Annotated in this window: 18 protein-coding genes and 1 tRNA gene; 7 read left to right on the forward strand and 12 right to left on the reverse strand. The window is 60.9% G+C overall.

The window, feature by feature from the left end:
* The first annotated feature begins 41 nt into the window (after nt 1-41).
* The 4 genes from EV281_RS10620 (at nt 42) to EV281_RS10635 (ending at nt 3,661) form a co-directional block, all read left to right on the forward strand.
* On the forward strand, nt 42-1,262 hold the full coding sequence (locus EV281_RS10620; protein ID WP_132653038.1) for a phosphopentomutase: 1,221 nt from the start codon (nt 42-44) through the stop codon (nt 1,260-1,262).
* Nucleotides 1,259-2,227 (forward strand): adenosine deaminase, encoded by a 969-nt coding sequence (locus EV281_RS10625; RefSeq protein ID WP_132653039.1) that lies wholly within the window; start codon nt 1,259-1,261, stop codon nt 2,225-2,227. The genes EV281_RS10620 and EV281_RS10625 overlap by 4 nt, the downstream gene beginning before the upstream one ends.
* Before the next feature lie 111 nt (nt 2,228-2,338).
* On the forward strand, nt 2,339-2,968 hold the full coding sequence (gene upp, locus EV281_RS10630) for a uracil phosphoribosyltransferase (RefSeq protein WP_132653234.1): 630 nt from the start codon (nt 2,339-2,341) through the stop codon (nt 2,966-2,968).
* Nucleotides 2,969-3,127: 159 nt separating this feature from the next.
* Complete coding sequence (locus EV281_RS10635) at nt 3,128-3,661, forward strand: TIGR02281 family clan AA aspartic protease (RefSeq protein ID WP_132653040.1); 534 nt, start codon at nt 3,128-3,130, stop codon at nt 3,659-3,661.
* Between the two features lie 5 nt (nt 3,662-3,666).
* On the opposite strand, the gene deoA is transcribed toward EV281_RS10635, so the two are convergent.
* The 9 genes from deoA to EV281_RS10680 form a co-directional block, all read right to left on the reverse strand.
* Nucleotides 3,667-4,974 (reverse strand): thymidine phosphorylase, encoded by a 1,308-nt coding sequence (deoA, locus tag EV281_RS10640; RefSeq protein WP_132653041.1) that lies wholly within the window; start codon nt 4,972-4,974, stop codon nt 3,667-3,669.
* A gap of 1 nt (nt 4,975) precedes the next feature.
* Entirely contained in the window at nt 4,976-5,752 is a 777-nt protein-coding gene (gene deoC / locus EV281_RS10645; protein WP_132653042.1) for a deoxyribose-phosphate aldolase, read from the reverse strand.
* A 20-nt stretch (nt 5,753-5,772) separates the two neighbouring features.
* Entirely contained in the window at nt 5,773-6,567 is a 795-nt protein-coding gene (locus tag EV281_RS10650; RefSeq protein WP_132653043.1) for a purine-nucleoside phosphorylase, read from the reverse strand.
* The gene (locus EV281_RS10655) at nt 6,564-6,953 is read right to left on the reverse strand and encodes a cytidine deaminase (RefSeq protein WP_132653044.1); all 390 of its coding nucleotides are present in this window, start codon (nt 6,951-6,953) and stop codon (nt 6,564-6,566) included. Before EV281_RS10655 ends, EV281_RS10650 begins: the two co-directional genes overlap by 4 nt.
* 1 nt (nt 6,954) lies before the next feature.
* Complete coding sequence (locus EV281_RS10660; RefSeq protein WP_132653045.1) at nt 6,955-7,926, reverse strand: ABC transporter permease; 972 nt, start codon at nt 7,924-7,926, stop codon at nt 6,955-6,957.
* A 10-nt stretch (nt 7,927-7,936) separates the two neighbouring features.
* Nucleotides 7,937-9,040: an ABC transporter permease gene (locus tag EV281_RS10665; RefSeq protein ID WP_132653046.1), complete on the reverse strand. Its 1,104-nt coding sequence runs from the start codon at nt 9,038-9,040 to the stop codon at nt 7,937-7,939.
* Between the two features lie 7 nt (nt 9,041-9,047).
* Complete coding sequence (locus EV281_RS10670; RefSeq protein ID WP_132653047.1) at nt 9,048-10,559, reverse strand: ABC transporter ATP-binding protein; 1,512 nt, start codon at nt 10,557-10,559, stop codon at nt 9,048-9,050.
* Nucleotides 10,560-10,631: 72 nt separating this feature from the next.
* The gene (locus tag EV281_RS10675) at nt 10,632-11,624 is read right to left on the reverse strand and encodes a BMP family ABC transporter substrate-binding protein (RefSeq protein ID WP_132653048.1); all 993 of its coding nucleotides are present in this window, start codon (nt 11,622-11,624) and stop codon (nt 10,632-10,634) included.
* Between the two features lie 334 nt (nt 11,625-11,958).
* On the reverse strand, nt 11,959-12,276 hold the full coding sequence (locus tag EV281_RS10680) for a hypothetical protein (RefSeq protein WP_132653049.1): 318 nt from the start codon (nt 12,274-12,276) through the stop codon (nt 11,959-11,961).
* A 222-nt stretch (nt 12,277-12,498) separates the two neighbouring features.
* Between EV281_RS10680 and EV281_RS10685 the strand changes: the two genes are divergently transcribed.
* Together EV281_RS10685 and EV281_RS10690 are read left to right on the forward strand one after the other, a co-directional pair.
* Nucleotides 12,499-12,588 (forward strand) — tRNA-Ser (locus EV281_RS10685).
* 335 nt (nt 12,589-12,923) lie between these two features.
* Nucleotides 12,924-13,130 (forward strand): hypothetical protein, encoded by a 207-nt coding sequence (locus EV281_RS10690; protein WP_132653050.1) that lies wholly within the window; start codon nt 12,924-12,926, stop codon nt 13,128-13,130.
* Nucleotides 13,131-13,314: 184 nt separating this feature from the next.
* On the opposite strand, the gene chrA is transcribed toward EV281_RS10690, so the two are convergent.
* The 3 genes from chrA to EV281_RS10705 form a co-directional block, all read right to left on the reverse strand.
* Nucleotides 13,315-14,721: a chromate efflux transporter gene (gene chrA / locus EV281_RS10695; protein ID WP_132653051.1), complete on the reverse strand. Its 1,407-nt coding sequence runs from the start codon at nt 14,719-14,721 to the stop codon at nt 13,315-13,317.
* 5 nt (nt 14,722-14,726) lie between these two features.
* Nucleotides 14,727-15,539 carry a sulfurtransferase/chromate resistance protein gene (locus tag EV281_RS10700; RefSeq protein WP_132653052.1) on the reverse strand — a complete coding sequence of 271 codons (813 nt, stop codon included), beginning with the start codon at nt 15,537-15,539 and terminating at the stop codon, nt 14,727-14,729.
* Nucleotides 15,540-16,063: 524 nt separating this feature from the next.
* On the reverse strand, nt 16,064-16,321 hold the full coding sequence (locus tag EV281_RS10705) for a hypothetical protein (RefSeq protein WP_132653053.1): 258 nt from the start codon (nt 16,319-16,321) through the stop codon (nt 16,064-16,066).
* 13 nt (nt 16,322-16,334) lie between these two features.
* Here EV281_RS10705 and EV281_RS10710 point away from each other — a divergent pair, with 13 nt between their 5' ends.
* Nucleotides 16,335-17,315, forward strand: a complete 981-nt coding sequence (locus EV281_RS10710; protein WP_132653054.1) for a DUF72 domain-containing protein — start codon at nt 16,335-16,337, stop codon at nt 17,313-17,315.

The following is a 17,315-nucleotide window of genomic DNA, read 5'->3' on the forward strand; positions in this document are numbered from 1 at the left end:
TTCCAGCCGAGGCTGACGACAGTAGATAATGCGGGTGAAAAATGGCGCGTGCCTTTCTCTTCGTTCTGGATTCCTTCGGTGTCGGTGGAGCGCCGGATGCAGCAGCCTATGGCGATGAAGGCGCCGATACGCTCGGCCATATCGCCGAATTTTGTGCGGCGGGTGCCGCTGACCGGGCGGGTCTGCGTTCCGGTCCCCTCTCGCTGCCGAACATGTCGGCACTCGGCCTATTGCATATTGCGCGGGCTGCTTCCGGCCAATTTCCAGCCGGCATGCCGCTGCCGGACAGGATCTACGGTATCTATGGCGCTGCCACTGAAACTTCGCGCGGCAAGGATACACCGTCAGGACATTGGGAAATTGCCGGAACGCCCGTTACCTTCGACTGGGGCTATTTTCCGAGCGAGGGCGATGCCTTTCCACCGGAGCTGATCGAAGCGCTCTGCCGGGCGGCCGACGTGCCCGGCATTCTCGGCAATTGCCATGCTTCGGGGACCGAGATCATCGCCCGCTACGGCGAAGAGCATATGCGCAGCGGCAAGCCAATCTGCTACACATCAGCGGATTCCGTGTTCCAGGTCGCCGCTCACGAGGTCTATTTCGGCCTCGATCGCCTGCTCAAGTTTTGCCAGATCGCCCGCAGCCTGCTCGATCCCTACAATATCGGCCGCGTCATCGCCCGGCCCTTCATCGGCCAGAGCGTCTCGACCTTCCAGAGAACGGGCAACCGCCGCGACTTCTCTGTGCCGCCGCCGGAACCGACGCTGCTCGACCGGCTCGTCCAGAATGGCCGGAATGTGCATGCGGTCGGCAAAATCGGCGATATCTTCGCCCATCAGGGCGTCTCCCGGGTGATCAAGGCGAATGGCAACGACGCGCTGATGGATGCCTCCCTGGCTGCCATCGACGAGGCGGAGGAAGGCGATCTGGTCTTCACCAATTTCGTCGATTTCGACATGATCTACGGCCATCGCCGCGATGTGCCGGGCTATGCCGCAGCACTCGAATCCTTCGATGCGCGCCTGACGGAAGTTCATCAGAAATTGCGGGAGGGCGACCTTGTGATCCTGACGGCCGATCACGGCTGCGATCCGACCTGGCGCGGCACCGACCATACGCGCGAGCGCGTGCCCGTCATCGCTTACGGCCCCGGCATCCGGTCGCGTTCGATTGGCGTTCGCCGGACCTATGCCGATATCGGCGAGAGCGTTGCGCGGCATCTCGGAATTCCCGCAGGCCCGCACGGAAGGAGTTTTCTGTGATATCGCATTTGAAGAAGGTAGAGCTGCATTGCCATCTGGAGGGTGCGGCCCCCCCAGACCTGACGGCTTCGCAGGCCCGTAAATACGGCATCGACATCAGCGCCCATCTGCAGGATGGCGTCTACGTCTGGCACGATTTTGCAAGCTTTCTGGAATGCTATGACAAAGTCTCCGAGGTCTACAAGACCGAGGAGGACTATGCGCTGCTGACAGAGACCTATCTGGAGGAGCTTGCCAGCATCGGCACGATCTACAGCGAACTCATCGTTTCCCCCGACCACGGCAAGCGCATCGGCCTCGGCGCGGATGCCTATATCGCCGGCGTGTGCGAGGGCATTCGCAGGGCAAAGGCAAAGAGCTGCATCGAGGCCCGGCTGATTGTGACCGGGGAACGGCATTTCGGCCCGGAAAGCGTGATCGGAGCCGCGGAATATGCCGCAAAGGCCGACAATCCGCTGATTACCGGCTTCAATCTCGCCGGCGAGGAGCGAATGGGACGTGTTGCCGACTATGCGCGCGCTTTCGACATCGCCCGCGATGCGGGGCTTGGCCTGACGATCCATGCCGGCGAAGTTTGCGGCGCCTTCAGCGTCTCGGATGCACTGGACGAGGTTCGCCCCGCGCGCATCGGCCATGGCGTACGGGCAATCGAGGATGCCGATCTCGTCAAGCGTCTGGCTGATCTCGGCACCGTGCTGGAAGTCTGCCCCGGTTCGAATATCGCGCTTAGGGTTTTTGAGAATTTCAGTTCGCACCCGCTGCGCAGGCTGAAGGACGCGGGCGTCAAGGTGACGATCAGCTCCGACGACCCGCCGTTCTTCCATACGTCGCTCGAGCGGGAATACGAGCTGGCCTCCGGTGCTTTCGGCTTCAACGATGCCGATATCGATGCGATGACGCGCACAGCTATCGAGGCAGCGTTCGTCGATGAAGAGACCCGCAAGGCGCTGCTCGCGCGCCTTTAACGGGTGCGCTGGATTGTTAATGGTCCAGGCAAATCAGCCTCCGCTCTTGAAGTGGAGGCGGTTTCCATGGAAGAAACAGCCGATAAGAACAAAGAATTGGAAGGTTTCCCTATGGACGGCGTCACAGTCATTGATCATCCGCTCGTGCAGCACAAACTCACCATCATGCGGCGCAAGGAAACCTCGACGGGCAGCTTCCGCCGGCTGTTGCGCGAGATCTCGACACTGCTCTGCTACGAGGTGACGCGCGATCTGGAATTGACCATGGAGACAATCGAAACGCCGATCCAGGAGATGCAGTCGCCGATCCTGGAAGGCAAGAAGCTGGTTTTTGCCTCCATCCTGCGCGCCGGCAACGGTCTCTTGGAAGGCATGCTCGATCTCGTACCGTCTGCCCGGGTTTCGCATATCGGCGTCTACCGCGACCATGAAACGCTGCAGCCGGTGGAATATTACTTCAAGGCGCCCGAAGATGTGGCCGAGCGCCTGATCATTGTCGTCGATCCGATGCTGGCGACCGGCAATTCCTCGATTGCCGCCATCGACAAGCTTAAGGAGCGCGGAGCGCACAATATCCGCTTCCTCTGCCTGTTGGCCGCTCCCGAGGGCCTCAAGAACTTCCGCACCGCGCATCCCGACGTTCCGGTCTTTACCGCCGCCATCGACAGCCATCTGAACGAGAGGGGCTATATCGTGCCCGGTCTCGGCGATGCGGGCGACCGGATGTACGGCACTAAATAATTTCGACTTCGTTTACCAAATCGAAAGACTTCCAAGGCCCGGTCGTCCATTCCGGGCCTTTTTAGTGTTGCGATTAGCAACTTCTCAGCACTTGCGGATTAGCTGCTTGAAGCATGGGGTTCCGCATGAGGCGGGGTTATACAGGAAGGATTTCTGTTCATGCTCATGCGAGCTGTCCTATTTGCCGGCATAGCGGCGGTGCTGGCGACACAAGTGCCTTCCCTGCTCGCAGTCGCGACACGGCAGCCTGGCAATACGATCTCCCCCAACTTCGTCTCGACCGAAGATGACCCACCTGACGCTTCTGCACCGATCGCCAATGGTGGCACGATGCGCCTGCAGGCCGATGCGCAGGGTCACTATACAGGCAACTTCAGGATCAACGGTAAGCCGGTGCAGGGGCTGATCGATACAGGCGCCACCTATGTCGCGCTGAACGAAAGCCTTGCCCGCAGGCTCGGTTACAGCGGCAACCAGCTTGACTTCCGCTACGCGGTCAATACGGCCAACGGCCAGACCAAGGCCGCGCATGTGACGCTCGACCGCGTGGAAATCGGCGGCATCCGTGTTCGCAGCGTCGAGGCCTTCGTGCTGAAAGACGAGGCGCTGAGCGGCACGCTGGTCGGCATGAGCTTTCTGCGGAAGCTGGCCTCCTACTCCGTCGCCGACGGTTCGCTCAGCCTCAAACAGTAGTTCGATCAGATCCGGCCGGCGATAACCGGAAGCAGGGCCGGTTTCTCGTCGGCAATGCGATAGTTTGCGGCAAGTGCGGCCACAGCTCTTTCGGCGGAAGCCTCGTCGGCCGCGTGAACGAGCGCGATCGGATCGCCTTCATGCACATGCGTTCCAAGCGGCAGCAGGCCGGTGAAGCCGACGCTGTGGTCGATTCTGTCGGCTGGATGGCGTCGCCCGCCGCCGAGGTCGATGACGCTCACGCCGACGTCGCGGGCGTCGCAGGCAGCGAGCCAGCCGCCGCGGGATGCCGGAATAGCCCGCTCTATGGGGGCTCTGCGCAGGTAGGCATCCGGCCGCTCCAGAAGATCGGCGGGGCCGCCAAGCATATGCACCATGCGTGCGAAGATCTCCGCAGCCCTGCCGGACGAAAGTGCCTCCTGCGCCTTGCTCTCCGCCTCGATGAGCGAGCCGGCAACACCCGATTGCACAAGCATTTCGGCGGCAAAGGCGAGGACGACGGTTTCAAGCCGGGTGCCGGCCTTTCGGCCTGCCAGAAAATCGAGGCAGTTGCGTACCTCCACGGCATTGCCGGCACTGTCGGCCAGCGGCTGGTTCATGTCCGTTATCAGCGCCGATGTCTTCACGCCCGCGCCGTTTGCGACCTCGACCAGCGAATGCGCCAGAACAGCCGCCTGCTCCGGATCGGCCATGAAGGCGCCGTTGCCGGTCTTGACGTCGAGCACCAGCGTCTGGAGACCAGCAGCGAGTTTCTTGGACAGGATCGACGCCGTAATCAGCGGGATGGAATCGACGGTCGCCGTCACGTCGCGCACGGCATAGAGCCGGCCATCTGCTGGCGCCAAGGCGCCTGTCGGGCCGATGATGGCGCAGCCGACGTCCTTCACCACCTTGCGAAAGAGCGTGGCATCCGGATTGATCGTATAGCCTGGAATAGATTCGAGCTTGTCCAGCGTACCGCCGGTATGGCCGAGGCCGCGGCCGGATATCATCGGCACCGCCAGACCGCAGGCGGCGGCGATCGGGGCAAGCATCAGCGAGACGTTGTCGCCCACCCCACCGGTCGAGTGTTTGTCGGCAACGGGGCGGTCAACGCCTGCCCAGGAGAGCATGTCGCCGGAGCGCGCCATGGCGAGCGTCAGCGCCACCGTTTCCGTGCGCGACATGCCCTTGAACCAGACCGCCATGGCGAAGGCACCGATCTGGCCTTCCGACAACTCGCCTGCCGCAAGCGCCGAGATGAAGGCATCGATATCGCCTGACGGCAGTTCGGCGCCGTTGCGCTTCTGGCGGATGATCTCCTGCGGGATCATCTCAATAGCTCGAGGCAACCGCCGGCTTCGGTTCCGTGCCGCTGAGCACGGCGAGGATATTGTCGAGCAGGCCAGAGGCGCCGAAACGGAAGGTGGAGGGCATCGGCCAGTCCGGCGTCATGATAGTTTCGGCCAAACTCAGATAGAGTGCCGCATCGGCGACGGTCGAGATACCGCCGGCGGGCTTGAAACCCACCTTGCGGCCGCTCTCCCTGATGGCGCGGATCATGATGTCGGCGGCTTCCAGCGTGGCGTTGACGGAAACCTTGCCCGTGGAGGTCTTGATGAAATCGGCGCCTGCGTCGATCGCCAGCTGCGAGGCGCGTCGGATGAGGGCCGCGTCCTTCAGTTCGCCGGTCTCGATGATCACCTTCAGGAGCACAGGTGCTACGCATTCGGCGCGTATGGCCGAAACCATGTCGATGACGGCCTTCTCGTTGCCCGCAATCAGCTTACGATAGGGAATGACGAGATCGATCTCATCGGCACCGTCGGCGATCGCCTCGCGGGTTTCGGCGGCGACATCGGCGATTTCCATATCGCCGGACGGGAAATTGACGACGGTTGCGATGCGGACTGGGTGACCTTTGCCGAGCACGGTGCGGGCATGGGCGACGAAACGCGGCCAGATGCAGATTGCGGCGCTGTTGCCATAGGGCGTCTGCGCACGGGCGCAAAGTGCATCAATCTGTTCCTGCATGCAGTCGTCCTTCAGGTTGGTGAGATCGAGAAGGGAAAGGGCGACAGCGGCCGTTTCCCGGCTGGAATGGCTATTCATTTCGCTTCCTCCACCGGCAATCAGCTTCCGGCAATCATTTCTTTGAGTATAGCGGCAAGACGGGCACCGCCAACCGGCGCCATATCCTTGGTTTCTTCGTGGCTCAGCTCGTTTCCGGTCATGCCAGCCCCATAGTTGGTGATTACGGAGGCAGCCGCAACCCTCAGCCCCAGCATTCTTGCAATGATGACCTCCGGCACGGTCGACATGCCGACCGCATCGGCGCCGAGAATACGGGCCAGGCGGATTTCGGCCGGCGTCTCGAAGCTCGGGCCGGAGAACCACATGTAGACGCCGCTTGCGAGCGGGATATCCAGCTTCTTTGCTGCATCTCGCATGGCCGCCGAAAGCTCAGCGTCATAAGCATTGGTCATACCGACGAAACGATGATCGCTCTCTTCGCCGATCAGCGGGTTCATGCCGGAATAATTGATATGATCGGCAATCTGCATCACCGAGCCGGGCGGTATCTCCTCTTTCAGAGAACCGGCCGAATTGGTGAGGATGAGGGCTTCGACGCCGAGCGCCTGCAGGACCTCGATCGGCAGGCGCATGGCGTTTGGGTCGCCCTTTTCGTAATAGTGGACGCGGCCCGAGAGCATGATGACCGGCACCGAACCGAGATGGCCGGCGACGACTTCTCCGGCATGACCGGAGACGGCGCTGACGGGAAAACCCGGCAGATCCTTATAGGGGATGCAAACCGCACCGGTGATCTCTCCGACGAGCGAGCCAAGGCCGGAGCCGAGCACGATGCCGTATCGCGGCTTCAGCCCGCCGAGCAGCGCCGTGAGCAGATCGATAGTCGCAATCATCCGAGTTCGGTCTCAAAGCTGAAGGGAAGAAGCTCATCCATGGTCATGGTCTTCTTCACGCCGGTCTCGTCGCAAAGGTAGATCTTCGTGCCCTTCGAGGCGAATTCCGAAATCTTCTGCCGGCAGCCGCCGCAGGGCGGGCAGAGCGGCAGCTTTTCGGCGATGACGGCCATTTCGACGATCTTCTTGGCGCCGCCCATGATCATGGCGCTGATTGCCGTCGGCTCGGCGCACCAGCCCTGCGGGAAGGAGAGGTTCTCGATATTGGCGCCGGTATAAACCTTGCCGTCTTCGGCGCGGATCGCCGCACCGACCGGAAACTTGGAATAGGGCGCGTGCGCGAAGGCCATGGCGCCGCGAGCGGCTTCGAACAGGTCGTGGGACATATCAACGCTCCTTTACATAGGGCACGCCGCCGGCCTTCGGCGGGATGGCGACGCCGATGAAACCGGCGAGCAGCACGCAGGTCAGAATATAGGGCAGCGCCTGGAAAACCTGAACGGGCACCTCACCAATCAACGGTACCGACTTACCCTGCATGAAGTTCGACAATGCATCGAGGAAGCCGAAGAGCAGGCAGGCGAACATGACCGGGACCGGCTTCCACTTGGCGAAGACCAGTGCCGCAAGCGCGATATAGCCCTTGCCGGCTGACATGTCCTTGATGAACGCAGCAGACTGGGCGATCGACAGATAGGTGCCGGAGAAGCCGCAGAGAATGCCGGCGCACATGACGGCGCGGTAGCGCAGCCAGCTTACCGAAATGCCTGCCGTATCGACTGCACCCGGATTTTCACCGACGGCACGCAGGCGAAGGCCGAAACGCGTGCGATAGAGAACCCACCAGGAGAAAGGCACGGCGAGGAAGGCAAGATAGGTGAGGATATTGTTGCCGGAGATCACGCCGGCATAGAGCGGGCCAATGATCGGCACGTCGCGAATGGCATCCGCACCCGGAAGCACGATCGGCGCGAAACGCGCTTGCGGGTCCAGTTGCGGCGTGCGGCCGCCCTGCCCGAACCAGGCCTGACCGAGCACGATGGTGATACCGGCGATGAAGAAGTTGATGGCGACGCCCGAGATGATTTGATTGCCGCGATTGGTGATCGAGGCAAAGCCGTGCACGAGGCTGAGCGCCACCGAGCAGACCACGCCGGCGCCAAGGCCGGCCCAAGCCGAGCCGGTGAGATAGGCCACACAGGCGGCGGCGAAGGCCGAGCCCAGCATCTTGCCTTCGAGACCGATATCGAAAATGCCGGCGCGCTCGGAAAACAGGCCAGCAAGTGCGGTGAAGATCAGGGGAATGGAGAGCCGGATCGTCGAGCTCAGAACGCTGATGAAAATTTCATAATATTCCATCGTCCGTTCCTCAGGCTCGCTTGAACTGCTGGTAGATATGCACCATCGCCGGGCGGAACATATATTCCAGCGCGCCGGCAAACAGGATCACCAGACCCTGAATGACGAGGATCATCTCGCGGGTGATGTTTGGCATTTCGAAAGAGATCCAGTCGCCGCCCTGATAGAGGACGCCGAAGAGGATTGCGGCGAAGATGATGCCGAGCGGATGGTTTCGTCCCATCAGCGAGACGGCGATACCGACGAAACCCGCGCCACCGACGAACTCCACCTGCAGGCGCGCCGACGAGCCCATGACCGGGTTCAGCGCCATCATGCCGGCCAGCGCTCCAGAGAGCAGCATAGCGATAATGACGATACGCGCATAGGGAATCCCGGCATAGGAGGCCGCTGTCGGGCTGACGCCGAGCGTGCGCATCTCAAAGCCGAGCTTGGTGCGCCAGACCAGGACCCAGACGAACCAGGCCGCGACCAGCGCAATGATGAAGGAGACATTGAACGGAGCAGCACCGAGTTTGCTGCCGAACATCGCCATGACCCAGCCGAGTTTCGGAAGCTGCCCGCCCTCCAGGAAGGTGCGGGTTTCCGGCGCCATCTTGCCCGGCACGATCAGCACATGCACCAGCAGATAGACCATCAGCGCTGCGGCGATATAGTTGAACATGATCGTGGTGATGACGATGTGGCTGCCGCGCTTCGCCTGCAGGAAGGCAGGAATGAAGGCCCAGGCAGCGCCGAAAAGGCCGGCGCCGACGACGGCAACCGGCATGGTCACATACCAAGGCACATATTTGTCGAGCGCCAGCGCCGCCAGCGCACAGCCGAGGCCGCCGACATAGGCCTGGCCTTCCGAGCCGATATTGAAGAGGCCGGCATGGATGGCGACGGCGACCGACAGGCCGGTGAAGATGAAACTCGTCGCGTAATAGAGCGTGAAGCCGATGCCTTCACCGCTGCCGAAGGCGCCTTCGATGAGCAGCGAGAGCGCGGCCAGCGGGCTTTCGCCTATCAGCCAGACGACGAAGCCTGATATCAGGAAGGCGACGATCAGGTTCAAAAGAGGGATCAGGCCGTAATTGATCCATCTCGGTAGGGGTACGGAAGCAGTGCTCATCAAGGCCTCACGCGGCAATGCCGGCCATCATCAGGCCGAGGGTCTGTTCACCGGCATCGGGCGCCTTCTCGCCGACGACATGGCCGGCGAACATGACAAGGATACGGTCTGAAAGGGCACGGATTTCATCGAGTTCGACGGATACGAGCAGGATCGCCTTGCCCGCGTCGCGCATCTCGATGATCCGGCGATGGATGAATTCGATGGCGCCGATATCGACGCCGCGGGTCGGCTGGCCGATGATCAGCATTTTCGGGTCACGCTCGATTTCGCGGGCGACGACGATCTTCTGCTGATTGCCGCCGGAGAAATTCGCCGTCTTCAGCCGCGGGTTCGGCGGGCGGATGTCGTACTTCTCGATCTTCTCCATCGCATCCTTGCGAATGGCTTCGAGATCGAGCAGCGGTCCGCGGCTGTAGCCCTTATGGCGATGATAGCCGAGCACGGAATTCTCATATTCCTCGAATTTCAGGACCAGCCCCATGTGATGGCGGTCTTCGGGAATATGGGCGAGGCCGAGCTCGCGAAGCCGGGCCGGATCAGCCTTGTCGATTGGCTGGCCGTCGAGCAGGATTTCGCCTGACGCCGGCTTGCGGATGCCGGCAATCGCCTCCAGCAGTTCCGATTGGCCGTTGCCGGCAACACCGGCAATGCCGACGATCTCGCCGGCGCGGACATCGAAGGAGACGTTGTCGACCATCGTCACGCCCCTGTTATCCTTGACCGTAAGGTTGCGGATGGACAGAACGACATCGGCGGGCTTTGCCTCGCCCTTCTGGACGCGCAGCAGCACGCGGCGGCCGACCATGAGTTCGGCCAATTCCTCGACTGTAGTCTCGCTCGTCTTGCGGGTGGCGACCATCTCGCCGCGGCGCATGACGGAAACCGTATCGGTGATCGCCATGATCTCGCGCAGCTTATGGGTGATGAGGATGACCGTCTTGCCCTGATCGCGCAGCACGCCAAGGATGCGGAAAAGGTGATCGGCTTCGGCCGGCGTCAGCACGCCTGTCGGCTCGTCGAGGATCAGGATTTCGGCGCCGCGATACATGGCTTTGAGGATTTCCACGCGCTGCTGCAGGCCAACCGGGAGCTGCTCGATCAGCGCATCCGGATTGACCTCCAGGCCGTACTCGGTTTCCAGCCGCTTGAGTTCGGCGCGGGCGGAAGCAACGCCCTTCGCCAGCAGCGCGCCGCCTTCCGCACCGAGCATGATGTTTTCGAGGACAGTGAAATTATCGACCAGCATGAAGTGCTGGTGCACCATGCCGATGCCGGCTGCGATGGCGGCCTGGCTGTCGCGGATGGTGACCGGCTGGCCGTTGACGCGGATCTCGCCGCTATCGGCATGGTAAAAACCGTAGATAATGGACATCAGCGTCGATTTACCCGCGCCGTTTTCCCCGATGATCCCGTGGATCGAGCCCTTGGCGACGGTGAGGTTGATGTCCTTGTTGGCGTGAACGGCGCCGAATTTCTTGTCGATGCCGACAAGTTCGATAGCAGGCTGGTCTGTCACAGCAGGCTCCAAATAAGAAAAGGGCGTATGGCGAAAATCCTTGTCCGCCATACGCCCGATCTCAGTTTCGACTCACTTCGGGCAAGCGTTGTCCGTGGTGTAATCGTGGACCTTGACGGTGCCTGCGACGATGTCGGCCTTGGCCTTGTCGAGGGCAGTCTGCATTTCGGCCGTGATCAGCGGCTTGTTGTTGTCGTCCATAGCAGCGGCAACGCCGTCTTCCTTGATGCCGAGGGCCAGGACGCCGGGCGTGAACTTGTCGTTCTTGGTGTCGTTGAAGGCATTGTAGACGGCCAGATCGACGCGCTTGACCATCGAGGTCAGAACGGAACCCGGATGCAGGTGGTTCTGGTTGGAATCGACGCCGATCGACAGCTTCTTGTTGTCGGCTGCCGTCTGCAGAACGCCAAGACCGGTTGCACCGGCTGCTGCGTAAACGACGTCTGCACCCTGATCGATCTGGTTCTTGGCGAGCTCGCCGCCGCGAACCGGGTCGTTCCAGGCTGCACCGGTCGTGCCGGTCATGTTCTGGAAGACTTCGATGTCGGACTTGACGGAACGAGCGCCCTGCTCATAGCCGCATTCGAACTTGCGGATCAGCGGAATATCCATGCCGCCGACGAAACCGACCTTGCCGGACTTGGAAGCGAGGCCAGCGAGAACGCCAACGAGATAGGAGCCTTCCTCTTCCTTGTAGAGGACGGAGCGGACATTCGGCTTGTCGACGACGGAGTCGACGATGATGAACTTGGTATCCGGGAATTCAGCGGCAACCTTCTCGACAGCCGAGGTCCAGGCGAAGGAAACGGCAACGACCGGGTTGAAGCCGCGGCTTGCAAAGTTGCGGATAGCCTGCTCGCCCTGGGTGTCGCCGGTGGGTTCGAAGTCACGGTAGGCGATGCCGGTTTCCTTCTTGAACTTTTCGGCGCCGTTGAAGGCCGCTTCGTTGAAGGACTTATCGAACTTCCCGCCGGTGCCGTAAACGAGAGCCGGCTTGATGTCGGCGGCAAGCGCCGTCGTCGACATCGCTGCCACGGCAAGGAGGGTGAGAAGGGATTTTTTCATGAGTTTGCAGCCCTGTTGTTACTATTTGTTTGGGGTCCTCCCGCAAGCCTTTTGAGGCATGTCTGCGGAACCACCGACCTCCCCCCGGAGGCCTGGCTGCGTGCATCCTTGCATGGCTCAGCGAAAAATTCACCAGAAATTTTTCGGTTGGTAAAGATTTGCCATCATTGCTGAAAATCAGTCCTCGGGTGCTGAATTCTGGGCAAATCTGCCGCTAAAGTGCGGATTTTCTGATCAACGGCGCCTCGTCATCAGCACCAGAATCCCGCTGCTTCAGTACCGGCCGATCGTGCCCGTTCCACACCCTGCAGATAGTGCTGGCTGGCGTCAGCGGTCAGGCGGTAAAGCGGCCAGCCACCGGCGGCTTCTTATAGCCGATCATCCAGAAGAGGAGCGACAAGACCAGAAACACGGCGAAGGCCGGCTGCAACATGAGCCACTGGAAGATAAAGGCATAGAAGCGCGGGTGGATATAGTAGGAGAGGGACGACTGGAGCGCCGTCAGCGTCGTGGGGCTGACATCCTGCCAGGCATCGGCCATCGGGGTCATGATCACTTGCGAGGATGCGACGGATTGAATCGAATCGATGGTTCCGGCAATGACCGCCGCTGCCAGCGCAAACAGACTGGCGAGACGCAACAAGAAACGCATCAAATCCTCCGACGACGGTAATGCCTTGATATCCGGCGAGCCGCGCCATTGTCTACCCAAACCAGACATAGGTTTGCGGCAGACACGGCGCAATGGACGGCATGCGCGCAGTTTTATCAGAAGAAGTCAAAAAACTGTTAGATTTGGGTTGATCGGCAAAAATTCATCGGTATATATCGCGCCGTTCCGACGATTTGCTCCTCTCCGGTGCGAAACGCAAATGGACAGGTGGCCGAGTGGTTGAAGGCGCACGCCTGGAACGCGTGTGTACGTGAAAGCGTACCGAGGGTTCGAATCCCTCTCTGTCCGCCATTTTTCCTTACGTTAATGTTCTGAAATTTTTGCATTATTTAATGCCGACTCGCCTGCCTCCGATCGCTGAGAGTTCTGTGCGGCGAAGCATTCCCAGCCGCAATCATCCTCGGAAAGGCGCTTGGCCACGAGCGATGGTGACTGTGCAGATAACTAACGCGCAGGCAAAGCAAAAGCTAATGGACCAAGCGCGTCCTATGTGGCAGCCAGCCATTTAACAAGGTAGCGACGAATTTCTTCGGGCTGGTCTACAACGCCATCGTAAGACGATAAGCTGCTCCGGACTTTCAGCACAGAACCACTTCATTGCCAACGACGGAGAGGGGAGACCAGCGATGACGAATTTCAAGGCTGAGGACGAAGCGATCGGAACGATCATCCTGATGGAGGAACTGTTTCAATCCCTGGTCAAGTCTGGCATCGTGCCTGCAGCCGTCATGGCGGATGTCGTGCGTGGCGCGGTTGCGAGGCTGGATACGACCGATCATTTCGGCGCCGGCGCGGCTGTTCGCCATTACTTCGAAAGCTGGCTGTCGAAGTAGATACCTTTCCGGAAGCAATCACGCCGAAATCAGCAGAGTGCGATGAGCTGGATCTCAGATCCGGCGGCGTAGGATGCATAGGCAATTTTCAACACTCTCTGGGAAATGTCGGATTCAATAGCTGTCATGTCATCGTCTGACATTTCCCACACGGCGTATGCATCCTATACAGGCGACAGAACTTCTAAGAGGAAAAAAGCACTGTCCACGCAACGCCCAAAGCAGCTGTCGTCGCCAGGATCGGTATCACCGACATCCTCAGCCGGAAGATGGCGACTGCGGCGAAGATGGTCAGCGCCAGAGGCGGCAAGGCGATGGACGTCAGGACGGGCAGATCCATCGTCCACGCCCTATAGGTAAAGCGCGTCGTCTCGCGGAACAGCACATGCAGCCCGAACCAGACGGCGAGATTGAGGATCACGCCGACGACGGCGGCGGTGATTGCCGACATCGCACCGCTAAGTGCCACATTGCCGCGCATCTTCTCGATGAAGGGCGCGCCTGCGAAGATCCAGAGAAAGCTCGGGATGAAGGTGACCCATGTCGTCAGCATGGCGGCGAGCGTTGCGGCCGTGAGTGGGCCTAATGGTCCCGCTGAACGATAGCCTGCCAGGAAGCCGACGAACTGCGTCACCATGATCAGCGGCCCGGGAGTGGTTTCCGCCATGCCCAGACCATCGAGCATTTCGCCCGGCTGCAGCCAGCCGAAATGTTGCACCGCCTCCTGTGCGACATAGGCGAGCACCGCATAAGCGCCGCCGAAGGTCACGACGGCCATCTGGCTGAAGAACAGGCCGATCTTGGAGAAGGTATTGTCGGGACCGAGTGTGAGGAGAAGGAGAGCGACCGGCAGAAGCCATGCGGCGGCAAGCGCGCCCGAGGTCTTCAGCGACCACGCCAGATTGGGGCGGGCGTGGGCGGGGATCTCCTCGCCCAGAAGCGAATCCCTGTCTTCCAGGATTTTGCCGGCGCCGGATTTGTGCCCGCCGCCGAGCTTGAATGCCGTCATACCGGCGCGCGCACCGAAATAGCCGATCAGCCCGGCCGCAAGGATGATCGCCGGGAACGGAACATGCAGGAAGAAGATTGCAACGAAGGCGGCGGCTGCGAGCCCCACCATGACATTGTTCTTCAGCGCCCGGCTGCCGATGCGGAAGACCGCCTGGACCACGATCGCCAGAACCGCGCATTTCAGGCCGAAGAACATGCCCGCGATGACGGTCACGTTTCCGAAGATGACGTAGACATAGCTCAGCGCCAGGATCGAGAAGAGGCCCGGCAGGACGAAGAGGATGCCGGCGATCATGCCGCCCAGAGTCCTGTTCAGCAGCCAGCCGATATAGATTGCCAGCTGATGGGCTTCAGGCCCGGGCAGCAGCATGCAGTAGTTCAGGGCATGCAGGAACCTGTGCTCGCCGATCCACCTTTTTTCGTCGACGAGGATGCGATTCATGACGGCGATCTGTCCTGCCGGGCCGCCGAAGCTGAGGGCGGCGACGCGCGCCCAGACCTTTACGGCCTCGGAGAGCGGCACGACATCCTTTTGGGCCGAGCCGGGCTGCTCGGCCGCGTCTTTTGCAAGGTCGGTCATGGGCTCTACCCCTTCCTGGGATTGGGCCAGTTGTGCGTCTCGTCGGTCGCATCGCGGCACCAGCGATAGAAGGCGTCATAAAGCAGCATTCCGGCCTCGAGCTGCGCAAGGTCATCGTTGAACATGCGGGAAAGGCCGAGCGATGCCGCCAGGAGGCCGGGCGCTTCAGGTGCAAGGTCCGGCCGGGCGGTGTCAGCGCCGCGAACGATCGTCGCAAGGTGCAGAAGCGGCTCGGTTTTGAGGCCGAACTCTTCGATCATAGTGTCGAAGGTGCAAAGCTCCCCTCGGTGGCTCCAGAAGACGTTTTCAATGTCGAACGGCACCGCGTTGAAGCGATCGGCGACATCAGGAACCTCGGCGGCCGGCACGAATAGGAAAACGGCCGAGGGATCGACGAAACGGCGGATCAGCCAGGGGCAGGCAATGCGGTCGATCTTCGGCCGCGCCCGCGTGACCCAGACAGTCCGCCCCCTGGCATCGCGCGGCGGCAGCTTGACGTCGGGCACCAGAATGCCCTTTGCATCGCGCCAGCCTTCGAAACCGCCTTCGAGAACCTCCGCTTCAACGCCGAGGGCGCGAAGGTGGGCGGCAGTCCCATGCGCGAGCTTCTGGCCTCGCTGGCAGAGCACGATGACCGGACCGGCCACTTCGCCCGCCCAATCGGCCACGGTGCGATAGTCGCGGCGAGTGGAGCCGGGAACAAGGCGCGGATCGGCGGCAAAATCCTCGTCGTTGCGCACATCGATAATCGTCGGCAGGTTGGGCGTGCCGATGATACGGTTCAGCTTATCGGAAGAAATTTCAAGAAATGACGGCATAGCGCGTCCCTCCGTTTGTTCGGGTTCAAAGGACGCGATTCTTTGGCCTTGGCCTCGTGGGGTGATCGCAACCCCATATCTAATCCTCTGCTCTTCGTGGTCTAAAAGTCAAGCCTCGTGGCGCATCACCGCTGCTACGCCGGCCGGCTCCATCGTTTCCACTTTCCAGAGCGTCGCATTCAAGCGGTTTTTCCGCGGTGACGACTATCTGGCCGTTGACGATGAGTCCCGAGTACTTGCGTAAAAATCCGCCGAAGCGAGCCGGTTCCATGGAGATCGGGAAGCGCTTCCCTCAGCGTTCAGTCAGGTTGATTGTCTAAGGGATCAACCGTCCCCTCCTGCCAATTTCGGCTGTTGTCCAGGACCTGCCGGTCGGCAAAGCCGCGATCACTCCTTCGTTAGCGGACGGAACCTTATCTAATATCTGCGGTTCTTTAATGGACCGCTTGACGTTTGTTCCTCAACCTTAGATCAGATCGCCGGCGGTCTACCTTCCGCCCGCGTCAGCGGGCGTCTTTTTGCCCTTAAAAGCGACGTAAAAAACGCACCACTTCTTGCGTCCGGCGCCATCGGGTGCGGGAATCGACATCGACGAATGGAAGCTGGCAGGCCCAGCAAATGCTGGCGCGGCTGATGCCGGCCGCCTCTTTGATTTGCCTGATGCCCAGCAGGATTATAGGGTCCTGACGTACCTGACCGTATCCGTGAAGGCCCTGCGAGGCGCTGGCGGCAAGGCAGCGCCTTTTGGGAACAAGCATGCGCCGGCTCAGTTTCCTTTCCATGGCAAAAACCTCCATGGCAAAAGCGGGCACGATCCGCATCGGCATATCGGGATGGACCTATGCGCCCTGGCGCGGTGTCTTCTATCCCAAGGGGCTGGTGCAGAAGCGCGAGCTTGCCTATGCCTCGCGGCAGTTTCCCTCCATCGAGATCAACGGCACATTTTACGGGCTGCAGAAGCCGGACGCTTTCGCCAGCTGGCGCGATGAAACCCCTGATGGTTTCGTGTTTTCGGTCAAGGGCTCGCGCTACATCACCCATCTCAAGCGCCTGCGCGACATCGAGAAGCCGCTTGCCAATTTCCTCGCCTCCGGCCTCTTGCGCCTGGGGCCGAAGCTTGGGCCGATCCTCTGGCAGTTTCCACCACGGCAGAAATTCGATGCCGAGCTCTTCGAGAACTTCCTGTCAATGCTGCCCAAGGATACGGATGATGCGGCCGATATGGCGAAGGGGCATGACGAGCGGCTCGACGGCCGCGCCTGGACGAAGAGCGAAGCGGCGCAGCCGATGCGGCATGCGCTGGAAATTCGCCACGACAGTTTCTGTGCGCCCGAATTCATCGAACTGCTGCGCAAGCACAAGGTCGGGCTGGTGGTTGCCGATACGGTGGAATGGCCGTTGCTGATGGATGTGACGGCCGATTTCGTCTATTGCCGCCTGCATGGATCGGAGCAGCTTTACGTCAGCGGCTATAGCGATGAGGCGCTTCATCGCTGGGCCGGGCGCATCGATGCCTGGACACATGGAATCGAACCCGAAGATGCCAACCGCATCAAGCCGCCGCTGAAACGATCGGCAAGGGGACGCGATGTCTATGTCTATTTCGACAATGACGTGAAGGTGCGTGCGCCAGCCGATGCCCGATCGCTTGCCGAGCAGCTCGGCGTCGCTCTGCCGCCTGACGACAGTCTCGCCGTCAAGCCGAAACGCCGCGGCGGGAAAACAATGGTCGAGGAGCCACGCCGGCACTGGCCAGCTCTGCGCACTTCACCTTAG

It is taken from the genome of Rhizobium sp. BK418 (genome assembly GCF_004341105.1).
GTDB lineage: Bacteria > Pseudomonadota > Alphaproteobacteria > Rhizobiales > Rhizobiaceae > Rhizobium.

What these genes read in the sequence shown, in the direction of transcription:
- EV281_RS10620 (WP_132653038.1), top strand. Translation starts at nt 42, where the DNA reads ATGGCGCGTGCCTTTCTCTTCGTTCTGGATTCCTTCGGTGTCGGTGGA.
- upp (WP_132653234.1), top strand. Translation starts at nt 2,339, where the DNA reads ATGGACGGCGTCACAGTCATTGATCATCCGCTCGTGCAGCACAAACTC.
- EV281_RS10635 (WP_132653040.1), top strand. Translation starts at nt 3,128, where the DNA reads ATGCTCATGCGAGCTGTCCTATTTGCCGGCATAGCGGCGGTGCTGGCG.
- deoA (WP_132653041.1), bottom strand. Translation starts at nt 4,974, where the DNA reads ATGATCCCGCAGGAGATCATCCGCCAGAAGCGCAACGGCGCCGAACTG.
- deoC (WP_132653042.1), bottom strand. Translation starts at nt 5,752, where the DNA reads ATGAATAGCCATTCCAGCCGGGAAACGGCCGCTGTCGCCCTTTCCCTT.
- EV281_RS10650 (WP_132653043.1), bottom strand. Translation starts at nt 6,567, where the DNA reads ATGATTGCGACTATCGATCTGCTCACGGCGCTGCTCGGCGGGCTGAAG.
- EV281_RS10655 (WP_132653044.1), bottom strand. Translation starts at nt 6,953, where the DNA reads ATGTCCCACGACCTGTTCGAAGCCGCTCGCGGCGCCATGGCCTTCGCG.
- EV281_RS10660 (WP_132653045.1), bottom strand. Translation starts at nt 7,926, where the DNA reads ATGGAATATTATGAAATTTTCATCAGCGTTCTGAGCTCGACGATCCGG.
- EV281_RS10665 (WP_132653046.1), bottom strand. Translation starts at nt 9,040, where the DNA reads ATGAGCACTGCTTCCGTACCCCTACCGAGATGGATCAATTACGGCCTG.
- EV281_RS10675 (WP_132653048.1), bottom strand. Translation starts at nt 11,624, where the DNA reads ATGAAAAAATCCCTTCTCACCCTCCTTGCCGTGGCAGCGATGTCGACG.
- EV281_RS10680 (WP_132653049.1), bottom strand. Translation starts at nt 12,276, where the DNA reads ATGCGTTTCTTGTTGCGTCTCGCCAGTCTGTTTGCGCTGGCAGCGGCG.
- EV281_RS10690 (WP_132653050.1), top strand. Translation starts at nt 12,924, where the DNA reads ATGACGAATTTCAAGGCTGAGGACGAAGCGATCGGAACGATCATCCTG.
- chrA (WP_132653051.1), bottom strand. Translation starts at nt 14,721, where the DNA reads ATGACCGACCTTGCAAAAGACGCGGCCGAGCAGCCCGGCTCGGCCCAA.
- EV281_RS10700 (WP_132653052.1), bottom strand. Translation starts at nt 15,539, where the DNA reads ATGCCGTCATTTCTTGAAATTTCTTCCGATAAGCTGAACCGTATCATC.
- EV281_RS10705 (WP_132653053.1), bottom strand. Translation starts at nt 16,321, where the DNA reads ATGGAAAGGAAACTGAGCCGGCGCATGCTTGTTCCCAAAAGGCGCTGC.
- EV281_RS10710 (WP_132653054.1), top strand. Translation starts at nt 16,335, where the DNA reads ATGGCAAAAGCGGGCACGATCCGCATCGGCATATCGGGATGGACCTAT.